Here is a 20,732-nt window from a genome sequence, read left to right as displayed (position 1 = left end):
TCTTATCGTCTGTCGATTCTGCAAACCCATGTATTGTCAGGGTCGAAAGTTGGAATGGTGGTGTTGTGAAAAGCAATCAGCATATTGATAGGTTTTTCTGATTTCACGTCACTTTTCGTAAGGTCAATAACCTTAGAAATTCGTTGCTTAGGCGTGAGGATTTTGCAACGGCTGTGGAAGTTCATCGCAACGTTTATCGACCATTCAAAATGTCGGTGGCTTGTGCCAGACATGTCCAAAATTTCAGCGCATTCATCGTTTACGCCAACAATGGCGTACATGCCGTCTTTTTCCACGTAATGAATCTCGTCGTAAAGAGGGTGAAGTTTCGTATATTGAATGGCTTGTCGGTTTTTCTCTCTACCTAAGTTGTTACTAAGAGAATATGTAGAAATGTCATAGGGGTCGAAGAACTGATAGCTCTCAATATGACTACTGGTTAACACTAATTCAACGAATGGAATTACTTGCGTTGAATCTGTGAAATATTTCTCGAAGATCTTTTTATAGGTTTTGATTTTTCGATCATCGGAATAGCATATTTCTAAATCCACACCGTCTAAATGAGCGTGTTGGAAAAAATCGATTAACACACGTGAGGATTTCACGGATTTAGAGATACCTAAGTCACCCATTAGGTTAATTACGAAATGGCGTTCATTAAATTGATATTCGTAAACCTTAGACATAAATATGCCCAAGCAACTTGAAAGAGATTTATAGTAGATCCCTTTTCGGTTACGTTCCTTTTGGTAATTGGGGTCTAAGAAGTGCTTCCACTTAAAAAACGCCTCTCCTCCAAGATCTCGACCATAAAAATCCGCAAGCAGTTTGTAATGCTCTTCTTTGATGTCCGATATTTCAAATTCCAACATATTTAGTCCCCCGACGATAATATAAAATGCGCGCAGCTACTCTCTGGACACGAAGAAACAGAGCGAGCCCCTTATTAAGCTGAGTAGAAGCCATGAATAACAAGAAGCGCCACAATAGATGAGACGCCAATAATTAATGGTCATTTTCAAACAAATACAAAAAGTAACCCTACCATCGTTAGACGGTGAGCAAATATTTCATATCATTCATTAGAATTTTTATTATTTATTTTCAATAATCAGTAAAAATACAGAAAGAACGGCATAAAAATCAAAGACCCACTATCAAACCGCCAATCAAAACCAGATTAAACCATTGTATTTTATGTGTTTTATGTATTCTTGTAAGTGTCACTAGGTTTTCTTATTATATAGCTTTAAAAAGCCATCAAACTTAATGATATATAAGGTAAACACATATATTTTAAATTCATGAGCCTTGTAAAGCTGTCTCCATCCATTAACTAGCATTTAAGAACACTCAACCAAAGCAACTTTAAATAAATATTTTTACCAAACAAATAAGAAAAAATTACAATTCAAATTTACAAAGCGTTGATGACACAAGTTTCACTGAAATCCATGACGGAAGAGTTTCTCATACTAAACAATGTAATTTCTCTTACAACTAAGATCGTGAAAATAATTTTGTTCAAGTGATTTGTATCATATGTAAGAGTCTCAAACATGCAGCATTCATTTACATACTATCTTATTGTTTACAAAAGTATTAACACTGCGAGAATCAATTATTAGAATTAAGAAACTGGGGGTAGAACCCATTAATAAATGTTATTTTATTCGTGAGATTGATTCTAAAAAACAACCGTCTTTGTTTTATAATATTTTCAAATATTGGGTTATTGCAAATTATCGTGATATTCATCCAGAATGTTTAATCACTCTATTTAATTATGATATCTACCTGGTTTCGTCGGGAAATTAGACTTTTTAACGGACTATTTTTTCTTAAAAAATTTACACTCAGACAACAGAAAGTTGTTGGGCTTATGCTTAAGAGCTATCTGGTTGTAGGGTTCTGAGTACTTCTGTACGTATGTTATAAAGCGAGGTTGTTTTAGTTGATGATTCAAAATCCACAATCGTAAAACTTGTGTACGATATAGGAATCGTTTAAGCCGAATGGCTATTTGATTATGTCGTGATATGACAATTGGAACCGTATCAAAATTTTTTTGTATTCTATGAAGGTGTGCCTATCAGGACTTTCGCTGATGGAAACTATTCTCTTTTAAAGTCAACTCTCTTATAAAACCACTCCCCTTATAAAATGCAGTTCTACAAAAAAAAAGCAGAAAGGCTCTCCCCTTTCTGCTTTACCATTGAGTCACAATTAATATAGATATTACTTAATTGCGGCTTTGATTAACGCTTTTGCTGTTTCTGCATCACTCGCTGTATCTACCTTGGTAAAATAGGTCAGTGCCATATTTTTAGGCTCATCAACATTCGTAATAACAATGTAATCATCCTCGATACCATAACCAAGCAGAGTTTGTGATACCTGCATATTGTCTTTTGGCGAGCCAACAATCACGATGGCTTTCGCTCCGCTGAAACGTTCTTTTTCTAAGGAAGAACCCTGCTGCAGAACAATACTTGAATCAAGTACCGCCACCTGATGATTTTCCGAAGCATAGAGTGCTCGTTCACCCGATGTTGCCTCAACAGGTCCTTCCAAGTTGACCATTTCCGTTATCAAATCCAGCGGCGAGTTTGTGACATTCTCGACTAAAACATGAACGGGCTTCGCCAATACCGAGACAGAAAGAAACGTTGAAACAGTTAAAGCCAATATTGATTTCATTTTCATAATTTTTTTCCTGTAATAATTTATCTATTTAGCGTTCCAGTTTCATGTACTCGATACAGTTTTCCTGACGTACCCTGTTCACACTTGGTCCTCACAGAAAAGTTCTGTGCTGCGGAGTAAGTTGCGAAGCTGTCTTCAACAGTCGTAAAAACATTGCTATTGTAATCTGCATCATACTGACCACGGTCCATACTTAATGTATGTCGGAATATTTGGTTTCGTATGCCTCCATTAGGATCACAGTTTTCTGAATTAACTCTTTCGCGCCACATGGTAAATGCAGGAATATTAATATCCCTCCAAGCCGATACACCGATTCGATTATCAGCGACGTTACTCGCCCCTTCATGAGCGCCCGTATTAAAGGATGCTATCGGCCATATAGCCTCTACGTTCAGTTTATATTCTGAACTTGAACCCGTATCTGACGTTAATTCTGTACCATGCACGGTCATGACAGTTTCATTGGTTGAATACGAACGTTCATTAGTAACACCTAGGTTCAAAGACGTTCCATCCCCTGTACCACTGTCGAAACCAAAAGAAATAGTTGTCGATTTATAAATATCCAGTGTTTTATTTCTTGTGCTAGTTGCAGGGCTGAAGTCATCTAAACTCCAATAGGGTGAATTAGCATCCCCACCGGGCACCGAAGGATTATTTCTTGCGTCAACCGTTTGTATCTGTGTTTTGACGTTATTAAACACATTAGTGAGTTGATTTGCCCCCCAAGCATTCCAGCTTGCTACAAGATCTGGTGTACCAGGCAAATCGCTGTTGTTATATCTAGGCGCTCTATCGCATGCTCTTGGCAATGGTCCACCTAAACAAGAAAAACTTTGGTTCCTTAATTGGGCACCGATATCAGCGTAAATTATATATTGCGTTTGGTTCCCTCCAGATAGCATGATCAGCTCTAACTCATTGGTTATGTCAACTTGCTCGTTCATCTGAGCGTAGAAATTTCCACTCGCTGGATAAATAGTGTACTTAAACTGTGCTAATGAAACTTCGTTTTGCCCTCCTCCGATAGTCCCTTTGGTCAAAGGAATATACGTACATGTATTTTGAGACTCGACACCACTCACCTTTAATTGTTTTAACTGAGCATTAGCTACTTTGATTCGTGAATTGTACGACTCACAAATCTCCCGTACTGTTTGATTAAAGGGATTGACAACGATAGGGCTTACCGAGACCGTACTTACATTTGCATTAACGCCGAATGATACAAACGAAGCCAAAATGGCACTCGCCAATGCCCCAAGCCTAGCTGGATTGTTATGTTGATTAACTATCATAAAATTTCCTAAATAGTACTTATTGGATTAAAAATAACTCTACTAACGACGAATCAGCCGAAATGTAGAGCTGCAAAATAAGTAACACAAAAAATATTTAACACCATATATACAATTATATTATTAGGGGAAAGATCACATTTTATATATTGCACGTCATTTTATAAATTATATTTATAGGAAAACACAACATAGATATTAATCTTTGATATCAAGCAATTAGAGGTAACTACATTTCGAAGGGATCCAGTAAGGACCAATTCAACAACACATTTATCTCATTGATATTATTGTAATATTTAAGTTACTCATGTGATTTATAGTTTATATTCATCGGAATTAATAAATTTAAACTTCAGGAACAGTGTGTTCATAAAATAAGAACAGTGAATTAAAAATAAAAAATTTTTCTATTAGATTATTTAGTTACTGTATTTTTTAGGTGTTAATTGTAATTTCTAAAAAATGAGAAAATGTAGACGAAGAATTATTCGGACAGTAATACGGATTAATTTAATTTTGTAGGAAATAATTTTGATCGGAAGGTTGTTTTTTTTGATACGTTCTTTATTTTATGTATTATTTATTTGATTAAATACTAGGTGATTTCTGCCACAAAAAACTTTCTTTTATTGTTATGGGGATCTTTATTTAACTTATAAATACAGCTCAAAAACAATAAACTCTAACTATCTTAAGATGCTTGGGTATATACCGAAATGGTCTCAAGGCACTGAGTATAGAATGTAGGGTCTCGACTTATCTTTGGCGTAAAAAAATGGACGCCTCAGCGTCCACTTTTTGCCAATATCTTATGTAATTACTGCGCAATACCACCTTTCGTTAACTTCGCTGGGTCGAGCAGCTTTTGAAGTTCTTCACGTGTTAGATCCGTTTCTTCTTCCGCCACGTCGATAATAGCGCGTTGCTCTTTGTAGGCTTTCTTAGCGACTTCTGCAGCTTTCAAGTAACCGATAACTGGGTTTAGCGCTGTTACTAGAATCGGGTTCTTAGCGAGCGCCACTTGCAAGTTATCCTCACGTACATTGAAGGTCGAGATTGCTTTATCGGCTAATTGAGTAGATGCATTCGCCAATAGCTCGATACTTTGGATAATATTCAACGCGATAACAGGCAACATAACGTTCAACTGGAAGTTACCAGACTGACCACCCACGGTGATGGTTGCATCGTTACCAATCACTTGTGCTGCTACCATTGCAGCTGCCTCAGGAATAACAGGGTTCACTTTACCCGGCATGATGGAAGACCCAGGCTGAAGGGCTTGCAGTTCAATTTCACCCAGACCAGCTAATGGACCAGAGTTCATCCAACGAAGATCGTTCGCGATTTTCATGATGGCAACAGCGCCTGTTTTTAGCTGGCCAGACAATCCAACAATCGCATCTTGGCTAGACATGTTGTAGAAGAAGTTTTCACTCGAAACGAACTCTACGCCTGTTGCTGCCGAAATATTCTTCGCAAACAGACCAGCAAATTCCGGAACCGCATTGATGCCAGTACCGACTGCTGTACCGCCCTGAGCTAATGCTTTAACGCGAGGTAATGTTTCTTCAATGCCACGCTGTGCTGAGTCAATTTGGAATTTCCAACCGCGCAGTTCTTGCGACAAAGTCACTGGCATTGCATCCATTAGGTGGGTACGACCCGTTTTAACGACATGTTCAACGGCGACGGCTTTCTCTTCCGTTTTATCACTCAAATACTTAAGCGCGGGTAGAAGTTGCTTTTCTGCGGCTAGTGCAGCGCTAACAGCAATAGCGGTAGGAATAACATCGTTGCTGCTTTGCCCCATGTTCACGTGATCATTTGGGTTTACGTCTTTGCCTACTTTTTGAGAAGCCAGCGTCGAGATAACCTCGTTGGCATTCATGTTTGAACTGGTGCCAGAACCCGTTTGGAACACGTCTACAGGAAACTGTTCTAAGTGCTGACCATCAATGATTTCCTGACAAGCGGATGAAATCGCGTCGGCAACGTCTTGCTCTAACAGATTAAGCTCGGCGTTGCTTTTTGCCGCTGCTTGTTTCACAAACGCTAAAGCCTGAATGAATTTGGCTGGCATGGTGATGCCACTAATTGGAAAGTTGTCTACCGCGCGTTGAGTTTGTGCTTGATACAATGCTGCTTCTGGCACTTGCACTTCGCCCATGCTGTCTTTTTCGATACGGTAAGTGGTCATTCTATTTCCTTTATAGATCGGTAGTGTATTGGATGTTTTGCAGGTCTTTTTGTAGCGAAAGAAAACGCTCGTAGCCCGCTGATGAATGGCAGTAATGCCGCTTTAGCGCAATAAGAGGACCGTGAATTTGATCTAAACAGATTTGCCGTAATATCCGACAATTGGTGGCGTCATTGATGGTTTCTAGAAGGTTGTAATACACTCTGCGAAGAAACAGTTCTTCCAATAGTGGATTAGCGTAGTCTGTCCCCTTTCCATACCATGAAGCCAAATTAAGAGTAGCTTGGATATAGCTAAAAACCACTTCGTGCTCAAACCCGTTTTCTTCGGTATGAAACAGAAAGCGATCTTCAGCTTGATAGAACGTTTGATATAAAAAGGTAGACTCTTTCATGATCGACTCAATTAAACTAAATCTTATTGATAACCATTATCATTCTAATTGAGTCGATGTTTCAATGTTTTTGTCGTTAACTAATCAAATATTGCTGTATGAACGACATATCAGGCTCGATACACAAGCCATGCCCTTTGGGTAAACCGATCATGCCGTCTTTATCTTTAACCTGAGACAACACATCTAGCGAATGAACAAGTAGGTCTTCTCTGAATCGGTTTGGGGTTGTGTCGTATTCCAACATCGGTTGAACGGGATGTGCGCCACCAGGTAAATCGGGCATCGAAGCAAGAAGGTGAATATTAGTTGCTACAGCAATGGCGGAGCCCCAAACATGGTTAACAACAGGAACAAAATGGCTATGAGCCATGGACAAGACTTTTTGATACTCCGTTATACCACCGAGCGCACAGGTTTCTGGTTGCAACAAATCCACGCATTTGTGCTCAATCAAATCACGGAATCCCCACCTCGAAAACTCCGCTTCACCACCAGCAATACACATGTCCAAATGGGTACATAAGTCCCGATAGCCTTGTTTGTCTTCTGGCGCGACGGGTTCTTCAAACCAACTCACACCAAGCCGCTCTAGTTCTCGTCCTAAAGGCAAAGCTTCACGCGTGGTATAAGCGTGGTTGGCATCCACCATGATTTCGATGTCCTTTCCGACAGAACTTCTCACCGCTTCAACTAACTCAACATCTTTTGTCACGCCCATACCGATTTTCATCTTCATGGCTTTGAATCCCATTGAAGCAATCTTCGCGCTTTCTTTTTCGAACCTTTCTTTTAAGTCCGGAACGCGTTGCAACATCATCCCGTAGCCGTATACCGGAATTTCATCTCGAAATGCACCACCGAGTAATTGATACAACGGTTGCTCATAGAATTTGCCTTTAATGTCCCAAAGTGCGATATCAACACCCGAAAGAGACTGCAAAGGCATGCCTTTTTGTCCATGGTCGCGCAGCAAGTTGTACACTTTATGCCAAATCACTTCGTTGTCTAACGGGTTCATCCCTATTATCAATGGCGCAATCACTTGTTCCACAATGGTTTGATTCGCCAGTGCTACTCCACCGCCACCGAATGCTTCGCCGTAGCCCACTAGCCCGTTGTCCGTTGTGATCTCGATAATATGAGCCGTTCTTTTGGCGTAGTATTGCTGCGAATAACCCAACTCTTCTTCTAGGTCATATTGCAGTACATAACTCTTCACCTTTGTTATTTTCATGGTGACCTCTTTACTTCCCTGTTGTACTGACTCAAATTGCGACAAACATCATCTCGAAAGATCAGTCTTCCGAACCAAGCGATGCCACTCAGCGACAAATTCTTTAGCATTCTTTGCAAATTCACTATGCGGTATACCTACTCGATAGAGAGCACTGCCTAACCCAAAGCCACTCGCACCAGATTGTCGATATTCCGACATGTTTGAAGGGGTAATTCCACCGACTGGCAACACCTTTACATGCTTAGGTAGTATGGCTTTCCACGCCTTTAAACCTGTCGCTAAAACTTGTTCAGCGGGAAACAATTTGAGCGCAGTAGCACCAACCTTGAGTGCACCGAAGGCTTCACTTGGCGTCGCGACTCCGGGAATCACCACAAGGTTTTTGTTCGCAGCGTACTCGATGAGCTCGGTGTCCATGTGCGGCATTACGATCAATCTACCCCCTACACTCTCCACTTCGTCAATATCAGTTGTGGTTAACACCGTGCCAGCGCCAATAAGACAATCATTTCCTAAACCGCTCGCCAATATCGAGATGCTTTTAATCGCGTCTGGTGAATTTAAAGGCACTTCGATAATGGAGATGCCTTCATCAACTAATATCTTTGCGTATTGCAAAATATCGGTTGGGGTGATGCCTCTTAAAATCGCTACCAAGCCGCATTGACTTAGGTGCCGAGTTAACTCTGTTGCTTGTTGTTCTGAATCCATGAATGCATCTCCCAAATCCCTTGTGCAGCCGTATTGCTGTATTGCTTAATGTTCATTTCCGACTTGAAAAACCTCAGCGCCATTCGGTATAGGTCGCACAAGTGCTCATCACCTATCAGAGATATTTCAGCTGGCAAACCGCCCAATGCCGTTTTTGCTTCCTTGATTTCCGCACCTATCAACAAACCAGAGAGATAAGAGAACCGATGGGCGCTTTCGACTTCTTCGAACAAAACGGCACTTCGACAAGAAAACAACTCGGACATGATCCCTGCTGCATTCAAGCTTGCATTCACGCCTTTGAGAAACGAGTCGATGTCGAGCGGTTGTTCCTCTTCACTGTATCCAGCCGCAAGTATCGAGTGCTTTCTTAGGAGCGAGTACAACTCTCCCGTCATGTACGTTTGAAATTCTGCAATCTGAAGGTTTTGAACCAACACCCACTTGCAATGAGTGCCGGGGAGAACGATCCATCCATCGTAAGTTCGTTCCCAGCTATTCAGGAAAGGCAGTAACTGCGTTTCTTCACCACGCATTAGGTCGATTTGACGCCCTTGATAACTCACACCAGGAATCAAATTCACCAATTGGCAATCTTTGGTGAGGAGCGAATGTCCTCCAGCGTGCAGGTCTTCAATGGCACAAGGCGCTTCAACATACGGTACTTCTACCCAACCTATTTTGCTTGTTACCATTCCTGTCAGATAGACATGTAAGGCAGGAAAAGCCATCAACCAGTCGTCGACGGCGGCATAAAACACTTGTTCGTAAGTCAGCGTTTTTCCGCCACTTTCTGGTAATTGAAGTACCCCCCATGGAAAGCTTTTCTCTGCCATAAGATCGCCCTTATCACTGAGTAGGTAAGCTCGCAGCATGGTTGAACCCCAATCCATCGCTATAACACTGGCTGTGTGCGTTTTCATTCCGATCTGTCCTTAATCCAGCGCTCGCGTAATTCTTTTCACTGCTAAGTAATCGTGCAGAGCTAAGTGCGAGCAATCGCATCCGATACCCGACTGCTTGATCCCTCCATGGGGCAAGTCGATACCATATTTCACACCATTGATTTGGATTTCGCCAAATCTAAGCTGTGTTGCACAACGCTGGGCTTTCGCTAGATCTTGCGTAAACACATAAGCGGTGAGCCCTGCATCTGTGTCATTAGCATGATCCAGTACTTCCGCTTCATTTTCAAACTCATAGATTGAGACAACAGGGCCAAAAATTTCTTCTTGGTACATTCGCATCTCACTATTCAAATTGGTTAACACGGTTGGCATATAGAAGTGACCCGTGTGTATCGAATCAGGCTTATTTCCACCATATAACAGTGCCGCGCCTTTAATGACGGCATCTTGTACCAGCTCATCCACCCTTTTTAGAGCTTGCGTATCAATTAGAGGACCCATTTCATTGTCACTTTGAAGCCCGTAACCGACCTTAACCGCTTTCGCTCTTTCGACGACTTTAGAGGCAAATTCACTCGCGACACTTTTTTGTACAAATACACGGTTTGGGGTGACACAGATTTGCCCGCAATTACCAAACTTTACCGCACACACAATATCGGCAGCGAGATCCAAATCGGAATCGGCAAACACTAGCACAGGCGCATTCCCTCCTAATTCCATTGAATACCGCTTAATGGAGGTAGAACCTGTTTTCATAATGTGTCTGCCCGTTGCTATCGAACCTATCAGCGTTAGCATGGACGGAATGGTCGAAGCTGAAAGCGCATCGCCGACTTCTGCGTCATCGCCACACACAACGTTTACAACCCCAGCAGGAAGGCCAATATCGTGGCACAGCTTTCCAACTAAATACGCTGACATGGGTGACTTTAACGAAGGCTTGATGACAATAGGACAACCCGACGCCATAGCTGGACCAATCTTGAACGCGAAGTTCAGCAGTGGGAAGTTCCATGCAAGAAATGCCGCTACAACACCGACAGGTTCATGAACCAATTCGTGGCTGTGTGTTCCCTCTTTATCGAGAAGAGAATCGGGGCGAAATCTTGATATTTCTTCTGCATAGAAAGCGAGGCTGTTTACTAAAGACTCAAAATCTTCTTGCGTCCCCGCCCAGTTTTTCCCCATTTCTAATTGAATGGCTTCACGAAGTGCTGTTTCATTTTCAATCACCGCATCTCGCAATTTGTTCATCCACTGAACGCGCTCTGAAATGGTGGTGTTCGACCATGTAGCAAAGGCTTTTTCCGCCGCTTCAAGTGCGCGATTCGCATCGGATGCATTAGCCTTTGTTATCGAGCCTGTCACTTCTAGAGTCGCTGGGTTCACAACGTCGTAAACGGATTCGGTTGTGACCAGATCGCCACCAATGTACATAGGTAAAGTGTTCATGCTTTTCTCCTAAAACGGTTTGGTGTCTAAAAACAGATCTAGCCAGTCAACTTCAGCCTGAGACAGTGTCAGAGACGCGGCGTGCAAAGAGGTTTTCACTTGTTCGGGTGTTTCTGCACCATTAAGTGCAATCACCGGAAATGGCTGATTGAGCACATAAGCCAATGCCATTTCAAACATGTTGAGACCTCTAATTGAAGCCAGCTCTGTCGCGCGTTTTTTCCTTTCGAAATTGGCATCGGAATAGAAAACACGTACTAAATCTTCATCACTGGTATCGTTAACGTCACCTTTAGCAAAGAACCCTCTCCCCAATGCAGACCAAGCAACGAGTGGGAAGTCATGTCGAGTAAACCACTGTTTGTCGCTTTCTGAAGTCACAACCGTATCTGGCCAAAATGGCTCGTTGGCTTTTGCTAGGGAGAAATGAGGGCTTGAACTCATCATTTCAGCTTTGCCATTGACCCGTGCATAATCAATAGCTTCTTGGATCCTTTCTGTACTCCAATTCGATGCGCCATAAGCACGGATACGCCCTTTTCTTACTTCCGCATCGAGCGCATCCACTAGCGGTCCAACGGGTTGAGTAAGGTCATCTCGATGGAACATCCAAATATCAAGATAATCGGTTTTTAACCTCGCTAAGGATCCATCAATGGCACGGTGAACCGATTCTGGGTTCACTTTTGCCCCTCCCGGATGAAGAGGCGCACAGTAGCCAGTTATCAAACCCTTAGTCGCAAGCACGATTTTTTCACGTTTATCTGGGTTGGCTTCTAACCAATCCCCAATCACCATTTCTGAATAGCCGTGTTCTTCAACTGCGCCGTATACTTCCGCTGTGTCTACGTATGTGCCGCCATATTCAACAAATGCATCCAACAAACTGAAATCGCGATCCTTCGAATCAGGGTGGAAAATCATTGTTCCTAGCCCGATAGCCGAAACAGGCTTATTGATGGATTGTAATGAGTACGTTTTCATCGTCATTATTCCTTATGAACAGTTGAGATCGTTAAGAGCAGCAAACACCTCTTAAGACCTATAAACGAATGAGAAAATTAGGTTTTTCCTGTCTTCCTTGAAAGTGCATCAATCGACACAGCAATTAATAAAATTGCGCCGGAGAACATTAATTTATCCGCTGCACTGGCACCTGAGAGGTCGAGTCCATTCCCTAAAGACCCAATCACCAGCGCACCTAGAATGGCATTCCACACACTGCCTCGACCACCAAAAAGTGAAGTACCACCAATAACCGCTGCGCCTATTGCATCTAACAAAAGTGGCCCACCTGCGAAAGCATTAAACGATACAGAGGCATAACGAGAAGCCCCGACAATTCCAGCCAGTGCCGCCATTAAACCGGTAATAGCAAATGCGGCGATTTTGATTTGGTTTAGCGATATGCCGACTCGTCTTGCTGATTCCGGATTGCCACCAACCGCAAATAATGCTCGACCAAATGGGGTGGATGTTGTGATCCACGCGAATAATAAGCTGATGCCAAACAGGATGAGCACTACCAGCGGAACACCTTTGTAGCTATTGAGTGTCATAACCGCAGCCCCGGCTAGCACCGCAAAGAATAGGATTTTTCCGGCGATACCCGAGACAGCATCTTGCTCCAGCCCCATTTTCTCTCGCTGGTGATATTCACGAGTGGCGAACAAAATCATTAGGAGAATACCTGATGCAACAATCGCCCACCCGAGCCAATCTGGAAGGCTTGTTGTGGTAATACCGCGGATAAATGGGTCGCGTACGTTTATTGCCCCATGAATGCCCAAAATTTTAAGCATCAAGCCCTGAAAGCCCAATAAACCAGCCAGTGTCACCACAAAGGAAGGAATTCCAATATAGGCAACCAAGCTGCCTTGAAACATACTTAAGACAACCCCCGCTCCAATAGCAGCTATGCATGCCAGCGGCGCAGGTATACCTAAATTGGTCGTCAATACTGCTAAAATTGCCGCACAAACACCTGCGGTAGCCGCAACCGATAAATCAATATCGCCCAATAGCAAAAGTATCGTGATGCCCACAGCCAAAATGCCGACTACGGAACTTTGCATGAAGAGAAAATAAAAGTTTCGAGCACTTAAGAAAGCCGGTTCCGTGATACCGAAATACGTCCAAATGGCGAATAAGGCAAATAATACGGGCACAAAGTTGCCAAATTTGGAGCTTCTGAGCTTGGTAAATAGGCTCATATTTTGAGAAGGTTTAGCCGACATGCTTCACCTCCTCTTCATGACCGCGAGTCATCGCGACAACTATTTCATCAGGGTTGGCTTCATGAGTGTTGTAGACGCCAATATTCTCTCCGTGGCGCATGACCGTGATTCGATCGCACACTTCAAAAATATCGGATAAGTTATGTGAGATATACACAACAGCATGATTGGTTTCACGCAGTCTTTTCACTACATCGAGCACTTGCCTGGTTTGAGCAACGCCCAACGCGGCAGTGGGTTCATCCAATAGCACCACACTCGAATCTGCTCCGACTGCACGTGCAATTGCGATTGCCTGCCTTTGCCCGCCAGACAATACTTCTACTTTTGCCCTAACCGATTTCAGTGTTTTTACTTGAAGCTGACCTACCGCTTTAAGTGCTTTTTTCTCCATTTGGAGGTGATCCAATGGTTTTAGCGCTCTTGGTAGCCAATTTAACCAACCACTATCGATAACGGGTTCGCTACCGAGTGACAAGTTTGCGGCCACATCTAAATTTTCACACAAAGCCAAATCTTGATAGACAATCTGTATCCCGAGTTGATTCGCACTTTGGGGCGAATCAACGGCGACATTTTTGCCATCGACAAAGAACTCACCGTGGTCGGCAATATAAGCACCAGCAAGGGTTTTCATTAATGTCGATTTACCCGCACCGTTGTCGCCAACCAGTGCCATGACTTCCCCTCGCTGAACTTCAAAATGCACATCTTTAAGTGCTTCCACACTGCCAAATGATTTCCGAATTCCGGAAACTTTCAAATGAGGGACAACTGAGTCTTGTTCCATTGGCACTCCTTGCCTTTCTTCGTCCATGTTTTCATTCGCTGTGCCGACAACTAGATGACGTCGGCACAGTATTTACGCGTCATAACCTTGTCTGCACGTAATGACCTTATCGACACGTAATAAACTTATTTACAATTCAAAAACTTATTCACATGTCACCAGTCTATCTGTGCATCACAAATCTACTGACAGAAACGTGTTTTAGCGGCTTCACCCTGACACACATCCGATTTTTCAATTGAAGGATCGTTATCAATAACGTATGCCACGCCGTTTTCACCCACTACGGAATAGTGTTCAACAGGAACGAAGGATACATCCGCGTCTACGCCATTTTTAACCGTGCCTGATGTCAGTGAATCCACGCTTTGACCATTCAGAAGTTTGTCGACAACCTGTGCCGTCACACCCGCCATTTTGTCGAACGGTCGCCATACTGATTGCGTTTGCTGCCCAAGCAAAATTAGCTGAAGTGCTTGCACTGTCGCATCCAAACCACTGACAGGAACATTTCCCGACATGCCTTGTTCTTCAAGTGAAGCGATCGCTGCAGCAGCATTACCATCGTTCGAAGAGACAATACCCTGAACGTTGTTATCCAACTTGGTCAGTGCTTGGTCCATTGAGCGACGAGCAATCGCGGGGTCCCAACCTTGTGTCCAGTTTTCATACCCCAGCTTTCTTTCGCCAGAATCAAACAAAGGTTGAAGCACATTCATTTGCCCTTTAAAGATCACCGCTGCATTCGGATCAGTCGGTGAACCTTTCAACATGACTAAGGTGTCACCTTTACTGGTGTTATCGACGATATGTTGAGCTTGTGATTCACCCGTTTTTTCCATAGAGGCTTGAATCCAAAAGCTGGTGTTTTCTGAATGAATCATTCGGTCGTACGCGATAGTAGGTACGGACGATTCCGCAGCAGAGTCGGCAATGATCGCTGCTGATTCTCCGTCGATTGGAATAACGACCAATACTTTCGCGCCACGCGTTAAAGCTTGCTCCGCTTGGCGCTGCTGGGTGGCTGTATCGTTATTAGCGTTAAACACTTCTACTTTTGTATCTGGCGAAATGTTTTTCATCGCTTCCACAAAAAAGTGGGCGTCTTGGCTTTCCCAACGGGGATTCACGTTTTCTGGTAGTAGCATTGCGACAAAATCTTCTGCCAGTACAGGTGTGCTGGTCATCGCAACGGCAGACGCAAAGGTCGCCATTGTTAACATCGCTTTTGTTTTCACGTTCCTAATCATGTTTTACTCCTGCTGTTCATTTCCCTTTGTTACAGCCCAATCGCTCTAGATTTGAAGAGCGAACCGTTTCTATTTCCTAGTCGATCATTGAGATTTCCCGTCTAACCTTTCTTTAAGCCGATCACTGGCATCCACCAGCAAGTTCAGCATTCGGTTTTTCGCTTCTTCCCCTTCACCTTTCGCGATCAGTTCGTATACTTCACGGTGAAAGGGAATGGACGATTCGTTTTCTCTTGGGTCGGTATTGGTCATTCGAATACTGCTAAGGAGTGCAGAAAAAATGATGCCTTCTAAAGCACCTAAAAATTCATTGTGTGTGGCTCTTAATATTGAGCGATGAAATTGTGCGTCAGCGAATACGAAATCTTCCGTAGAGCTGGTTTCTTTTTCCATCGCTTCTATGGCGTGTTTAATGTTTTGCAAATCTTCTTCTGTCGCACGTTGGGCTGCCCAAAATGCGGCTTGAGGTTCGAATATCACCCGCACTTCCATTAACTGTGCGAGAAATTCGTCGGTCGGTGGTGTGGCTTGGTACCATGCCAATACATCATCATCTAACAGCCCCCAATCGTTTCGTGATCGTACTTTTGTGCCGATCCCCCTTCTTACCTCTAATAGCCCTTTGCCGACTAAAATCTTAATCGCGTCACGCACGCTAGAACGGCTGACCTGATACCTCTCAGCCAATGCGCCTTCTTCTTCTAATAGATCGCCTGGCTTATATAGCCCTGAAACCACTCTGCGCCCTATCTCTCGCGCCACTTGACTGGCTAGACTTGGGGTTAAGCCTGCTATTTGTTTCAAATTGTAGTAAGAAAGCTCATTCATAGGATGACCTTAAACATCTGATGTTTACGTTGATATTATTAATGCATCTGTTTATTTTTTAATCGAGTGAATTTTATACGCGGAATGGCCGCTTCTTAATCTTGAAACGCCATTCTCAAGATTGAAGCAAAAAGAATAAGGGATTTGATGAGTAACCAAGATCCGCATTATGGAGGTGATACAACGAGAGAGTATTGAATAAAAAAAGCACAGCCAAGATAAGCTGCGCAAAGGTTTGGAGAAATTTTATGATACTTTGAATAAGAAGTGAGGAGGGACGAGATCACCCAACAGAAAGCAATCTGTTACCTCGACTTCAGGAAACTTACTGCTCCCATAACAGAAACCACAATCAGTCCAGCTACGAACCCAGCCAGACCGTTAAGTAAAGTCGGCAGAAAACCGTTTATAAACGGGATAGACGGGATGGAGGAAATGATGGTTTCAATTAAGTGATGGATCACAGGAACACCATGAACCACTATACCTCCGCCCACCAAAAACATTGCCAGTGTGCCAACGATTGTAAGCGTGTGCATGAGTTTTGGTGCAAACGCGACTAGACCGTCACCAAGTGCAATAATAACCCCATCACCCTGCCCTTTTTCTTGCAGATAGAAGCCAAGATCATCAAGTTTTACGATACCAGCAACCAAACCATAAACACCGATTGTCATCAGTAAGGCAATCACACTCACAACCAATACCTGAGTGGTAAATACTTGGTTTTGTACGGTTCCTAACGCAATCACAATGATTTCTGCCGACAAAATAAAATCGGTACGAATGGCACCAGCAATTTTCTTTTTCTCGTACTCTTCTATGTTTTCAACATGCTCTGAGACAGAAACAGGCTCCTCTTCTTCCTCTTGTACGTGAAACATTTTCTCTAACACTTTTTCTGTACCTTCAAAGCAAAGAAAAAGCCCGCCCACCAATAAAAGAGGCGTAATCAACCATGGAGCAATAGAACTAATTAGCAGCGCTGATGGCACCAATATGAGCTTATTTTTGAACGAACCTTTAGCAACAGACCACACTACAGGGATTTCTCGGTCAGCACGAACGCCCGAAACTTGCTGAGCATTCAGGGCGAGATCGTCCCCTAAAACTCCAGCTGTTTTCTTTGCAGCGACTTTTGACATCACAGCGACGTCATCTAAAACCGTAGCAATATCATCCAACAACGTTAAAAGACTTAATCCAGCCATATAATCCTTCTGAATAGCAACGACATCTAATAGAATACGCGGCGATCCAACTTTGAGCCTTCTCTACCACGTCAAAACAAAGTTCAAATTGAAACTTTAAGAAACACATAATAACACTTTGTTACACTTCAAAATATCAGTTTTTGAATCTATTTTTCTATTGCGTTTTCTTAATTAACAAACAGTTACCGTACTATTACCGTTTTATTTTGGACCAACTTTGTGTTTTTTGCCGTGTTAGACACGGTGAAATCCCGAAATTGAAACATTTTCTCGTCATTCTCAAAATCGGTGTAAATTCGATCTTGCACATATATATAGTACGATATACTATATATGCAATTTTGATTCGATAGGTAACGTCATGAAAAATATAGCTGTACTGCTCATCTCACTTACTTTATCCACCGCTGCCTATGCAGATGTAACGATTCAGAAAAACAGAGTTGTGTGCGAAACCAACGCTTCAATGCAAAAATTCGTGAAAAGAAAAGCGGTAAAGAAGAACGCGCAATTGCCCGATGGCTGTCGTGTTCTTGAGCGGAAAAGAAAAGTGGAGGTTTTGAAAAACTTCACAAGTAAAGGCTATGTACTGGTAGAAACTAAGTTGGGCGACAAACTATTTGTCAGTAAAGAAGCGCTCTCTCGGTAAGGTCTGTTGCACTTAGATTGCAGGCTTGTACGGGAACGTAACCTCAAAAGTTGTGCCTTCTCCAGGTCGACTTTTGCAGTTTATTTTCCCGTCGAGTAAATGAGTCACAAGGTTATAAACAACGGCAAGACCTAAACCATTTCTTCCTTGCCCTCTTTGGGTTGTAAAGAAAGGATCAAAGATTTTGGCTAAGTTTTCTTCATCGATTCCTTTTCCTTTATCTTTAATCACAATACTTATGTCGGTGCCAACGACTTGAGTTTCGATTTCAATGACTTTTTTGGTCGTTTCATCAGAGTGATGGACCGCGTTTTCAATTAGGTTATTCATGACATCTAGGAGCGCTTCTTTAAAAACAAACGCCGATATGCCCGACTGCCCTTCAAGTTCAATTTCTACGTTGTCTTCAGACGTAAGATCGTGATTCGTGACGATGTCTTCGATAAGCTCCGACACCATAACTGCATCTTCATGGACACTTTCATGTTCAATCGCAATTTTCTTAAAGCATTGAATCAACTCTGACGATTTTTCTAGGTTGTCTTGCACCATCTCCAAACAAGATTGGGAATCGGCAATAAATTGTTCGCAGCTTTTCTTCGACAATTTTCCACTGGAAAGCAGCTTTTCAAAGCTCATGACTTTCTCTTTCATATGGGATGCAGAGGTGATACCAATACCAATCGGCGTATTCAGCTCGTGTGCAACGCCCTTTACAAGTACGCCTAACGACGCCATTTTCTCTGATTCCACTAGCTTTGCTTGTGCTTGTTCTAGCGCAAACACATTTTCTGTTAGATCATCAAACGATTCTTCCAATTGCTTGGTTCGCTGATCAACCTGCTCCTCTAATTGCAAATTTAAACGATCTAACTTCTTAGACGCTTTTCTTAAGCGAGTAATGAGTGAGACAAGAATCGCTATACCCGCAATAACGGCCAATGCAGTAATAGCCAACGTCGTGTATTCGCGATTTCGGTAGTCTCGTAGCAATCCATTGATGTGTTTCTGATCTTGCTGAATAAGCACTGCGAGTATTTCACTTACTTCCGTTATTTTGGGTGACAAATACTCGATGAGGTCAAACGCGATGGCATCTGAATTACGTTTGGCCAGTGCAATAATTTCGTTTCTTTCCGGTACCATTTCCTTCGTCAAAATGGCTAACCACTTCACATCGTCGTTGTTTGGTAACTGATCTCTTAAATTACTAATCGATTCTTCTAGAAGCTCATTTGTTTCTATAGAAGAAGACACACCGAGTTCGATCAAACCTGGTTCATTCTCAATCACCAATCGAACCAGCTCCGTTTCCAGTGAATTCACTGCCGATGTAGCAGTAAGAATCGCGTTGGACCGTCTTTCTGACAAGTCTATGGTTCGTTCTATTTTATTGTTGATTTGTAACAGCGAACTCGCCGCCCAAATACCCAACACAACAAGCATTGCAAGCACGAATATTGATGCTGCTAACATTCTGTCTTTACGATTGCGTAACATACTCATAGTTGGTCTCAAGTCACTCGCTTAACTCTATTTAATAACCCGTTTACGTCACGATCTATTCTGAAATCCAGCATATTCCCTTAGCAGCTCAGCGCTATTCATTCATTTGAGTATAGGCTAACAATAGGTTTGAGCTAAATTTTAACCAATGTGATCGACTTCAAAGACAATCACTCTAAGTTACCGGTAACATTTCCATCACAACGTTACCGGTAACATTACAACAATAAACCGGAGTTGATGTGAAACTTAACAGGGATAACCTCAATGAAAACTGTATCGAAAACACTTGTACCTTCGCTAATTGCTGCTGTTTTGTCGTCTTCCGCATTTGCTGCAGACTTCAAATTAAAAATCCAATCTTCCGATCCTTCAGGAGATAAAAACTTTCAGGTTCAACAAGAATGGGTTGAACGCGTAGAAAAAATGTCTAACGGGCGGATCGACATCGATCTTCTTCCTGTTGGTTCGGTGGTGAAACACACCGAAACCCTGAATGCGATCAAAATAGGCATCCTAGATGGCCATATCACCGCGACTGGGTATTTCTCGGGTAAAGATCCTGCGTTTGGTTTGATTGGTAACATGGTCGGTGCGTGGTCTGATACCACTCAACTGCTCCAATACATGAACTACGGCGGCGGCAATGAATTAATGACAGAGCTGTATGCCCCTTATGGCGTTCAGTTTGTCGGTGCCTCTACGACTGGCGTTGAAGCGTTTGTATCTAAGGTTCCCCTAGATGGTGTCGATGATTTGAAAGGGCTAAAGCTGCGCGCGCCTGAAGGGCTCGTCCAACAAGTGTTTGCTGCTGCGGGCGCAACACCGGTTAACCTACCTGGCTCGGAAGTATTTACTGGCTTGAGCAAAGGCGTTATTGATGCTGCCGATTACACGGTATTTTCAACGAACCAAAAAGCAGGCATGAACGATGTCGCTACCCACCCCGTTCAACCTGGCTTCCACTCACTGCCACTTATCGACGTTTCGGTAAGCCAAAAAGCGTGGAAAAAAATGCCAGAAGACTTGCAAACTATCCTTAAAACATCGGTACGCGATCTTTCATACGACATAACGACACAGCTTAAAATTGCTGATCAAGCTGCACTGAAAGAAGCATCTGCCAATCCTAAAATCACAATTCACGACTGGTCTGCGGATGAACGTAAGAAATTCCGTGAAATTGCGAAAAGCCAATGGAAAGTATTCGCTGAGCGCTCGCCTAACGCTCAAAAAGTCTATGACTCTGTTACCAGCTTCTTAGAAAACAACGGCCTACTTTAAGGCATCGATTTCTGGTAGTTGCACTGCATTATTACCAGCGCAGCTGCCAGAGT

The 20,732-nt window shown here is 42.8% G+C and carries 18 protein-coding genes; 2 read left to right on the top strand and 16 right to left on the bottom strand.

Features of this window, described 5'->3' with window-relative positions:
- Positions 1-2 precede the first annotated feature (2 nt).
- The 15 genes from Q8W40_RS19015 to Q8W40_RS18945 form a co-directional block, all read right to left on the bottom strand.
- Positions 3-875 carry a hypothetical protein gene (locus tag Q8W40_RS19015; RefSeq protein WP_305399410.1) on the bottom strand — a complete coding sequence of 291 codons (873 nt, stop codon included), beginning with the start codon at positions 873-875 and terminating at the stop codon, positions 3-5.
- A gap of 1,366 nt (positions 876-2,241) precedes the next feature.
- Complete coding sequence (locus Q8W40_RS19010; RefSeq protein ID WP_305399409.1) at positions 2,242-2,709, bottom strand: hypothetical protein; 468 nt, start codon at positions 2,707-2,709, stop codon at positions 2,242-2,244.
- A 20-nt stretch (positions 2,710-2,729) separates the two neighbouring features.
- Positions 2,730-4,010, bottom strand: coding sequence for a hypothetical protein (locus Q8W40_RS19005; protein WP_305399407.1), 1,281 nt, complete (start codon positions 4,008-4,010; stop codon positions 2,730-2,732).
- An 820-nt stretch (positions 4,011-4,830) separates the two neighbouring features.
- Positions 4,831-6,213 carry a class II fumarate hydratase gene (locus Q8W40_RS19000; RefSeq protein ID WP_104403332.1) on the bottom strand — a complete coding sequence of 461 codons (1,383 nt, stop codon included), beginning with the start codon at positions 6,211-6,213 and terminating at the stop codon, positions 4,831-4,833.
- 10 nt (positions 6,214-6,223) lie between these two features.
- Positions 6,224-6,607, bottom strand: a complete 384-nt coding sequence (locus Q8W40_RS18995) for a hypothetical protein (RefSeq protein WP_305399405.1) — start codon at positions 6,605-6,607, stop codon at positions 6,224-6,226.
- A 76-nt stretch (positions 6,608-6,683) separates the two neighbouring features.
- Complete coding sequence (locus Q8W40_RS18990; RefSeq protein WP_305399403.1) at positions 6,684-7,844, bottom strand: mandelate racemase/muconate lactonizing enzyme family protein; 1,161 nt, start codon at positions 7,842-7,844, stop codon at positions 6,684-6,686.
- A 48-nt stretch (positions 7,845-7,892) separates the two neighbouring features.
- Entirely contained in the window at positions 7,893-8,558 is a 666-nt protein-coding gene (locus Q8W40_RS18985) for a 2-dehydro-3-deoxy-6-phosphogalactonate aldolase (protein WP_305399402.1), read from the bottom strand.
- The gene (locus Q8W40_RS18980) at positions 8,528-9,481 is read right to left on the bottom strand and encodes a 2-dehydro-3-deoxygalactonokinase (protein WP_305399400.1); all 954 of its coding nucleotides are present in this window, start codon (positions 9,479-9,481) and stop codon (positions 8,528-8,530) included. The genes Q8W40_RS18985 and Q8W40_RS18980 overlap by 31 nt, the downstream gene beginning before the upstream one ends.
- A gap of 12 nt (positions 9,482-9,493) precedes the next feature.
- Positions 9,494-10,921 (bottom strand): NAD-dependent succinate-semialdehyde dehydrogenase, encoded by a 1,428-nt coding sequence (locus Q8W40_RS18975; protein ID WP_305399399.1) that lies wholly within the window; start codon positions 10,919-10,921, stop codon positions 9,494-9,496.
- Positions 10,922-10,930: 9 nt separating this feature from the next.
- Positions 10,931-11,905 carry an aldo/keto reductase gene (locus tag Q8W40_RS18970; protein WP_305399398.1) on the bottom strand — a complete coding sequence of 325 codons (975 nt, stop codon included), beginning with the start codon at positions 11,903-11,905 and terminating at the stop codon, positions 10,931-10,933.
- Positions 11,906-11,982: 77 nt separating this feature from the next.
- Complete coding sequence (locus Q8W40_RS18965; protein ID WP_305399397.1) at positions 11,983-13,158, bottom strand: sugar ABC transporter permease; 1,176 nt, start codon at positions 13,156-13,158, stop codon at positions 11,983-11,985.
- The gene (locus tag Q8W40_RS18960) at positions 13,148-13,948 is read right to left on the bottom strand and encodes an ATP-binding cassette domain-containing protein (RefSeq protein WP_305399396.1); all 801 of its coding nucleotides are present in this window, start codon (positions 13,946-13,948) and stop codon (positions 13,148-13,150) included. The genes Q8W40_RS18965 and Q8W40_RS18960 overlap by 11 nt, the downstream gene beginning before the upstream one ends.
- 182 nt (positions 13,949-14,130) lie before the next feature.
- Positions 14,131-15,198, bottom strand: a complete 1,068-nt coding sequence (locus Q8W40_RS18955) for an ABC transporter substrate-binding protein (RefSeq protein WP_305399395.1) — start codon at positions 15,196-15,198, stop codon at positions 14,131-14,133.
- An 84-nt stretch (positions 15,199-15,282) separates the two neighbouring features.
- Positions 15,283-16,026 carry a FadR/GntR family transcriptional regulator gene (locus Q8W40_RS18950; protein WP_101114387.1) on the bottom strand — a complete coding sequence of 248 codons (744 nt, stop codon included), beginning with the start codon at positions 16,024-16,026 and terminating at the stop codon, positions 15,283-15,285.
- A 305-nt stretch (positions 16,027-16,331) separates the two neighbouring features.
- Positions 16,332-17,237 (bottom strand): DUF808 domain-containing protein, encoded by a 906-nt coding sequence (locus Q8W40_RS18945; protein ID WP_305399393.1) that lies wholly within the window; start codon positions 17,235-17,237, stop codon positions 16,332-16,334.
- 364 nt (positions 17,238-17,601) lie between these two features.
- Between Q8W40_RS18945 and Q8W40_RS18940 the strand changes: the two genes are divergently transcribed.
- Positions 17,602-17,889, top strand: coding sequence for a hypothetical protein (locus Q8W40_RS18940; protein ID WP_305399391.1), 288 nt, complete (start codon positions 17,602-17,604; stop codon positions 17,887-17,889).
- A 12-nt stretch (positions 17,890-17,901) separates the two neighbouring features.
- Here Q8W40_RS18940 and Q8W40_RS18935 read toward each other — a convergent pair whose 3' ends face one another.
- Positions 17,902-19,395 carry a sensor histidine kinase gene (locus Q8W40_RS18935; RefSeq protein WP_305399389.1) on the bottom strand — a complete coding sequence of 498 codons (1,494 nt, stop codon included), beginning with the start codon at positions 19,393-19,395 and terminating at the stop codon, positions 17,902-17,904.
- Between the two features lie 267 nt (positions 19,396-19,662).
- Here Q8W40_RS18935 and Q8W40_RS18930 point away from each other — a divergent pair, with 267 nt between their 5' ends.
- On the top strand, positions 19,663-20,679 hold the full coding sequence (locus Q8W40_RS18930; protein ID WP_305399387.1) for a TRAP transporter substrate-binding protein: 1,017 nt from the start codon (positions 19,663-19,665) through the stop codon (positions 20,677-20,679).
- The last annotated feature ends 53 nt before the right edge of the window (positions 20,680-20,732 follow it).

Origin of the sequence: Vibrio penaeicida, from assembly GCF_030689305.1 — a bacterium.
GTDB lineage: Bacteria > Pseudomonadota > Gammaproteobacteria > Enterobacterales > Vibrionaceae > Vibrio > Vibrio penaeicida_B.
The sequence above is the reverse complement of the archived record's forward strand: the minus strand, read 5'-3'. Positions and strand labels throughout refer to the sequence as shown.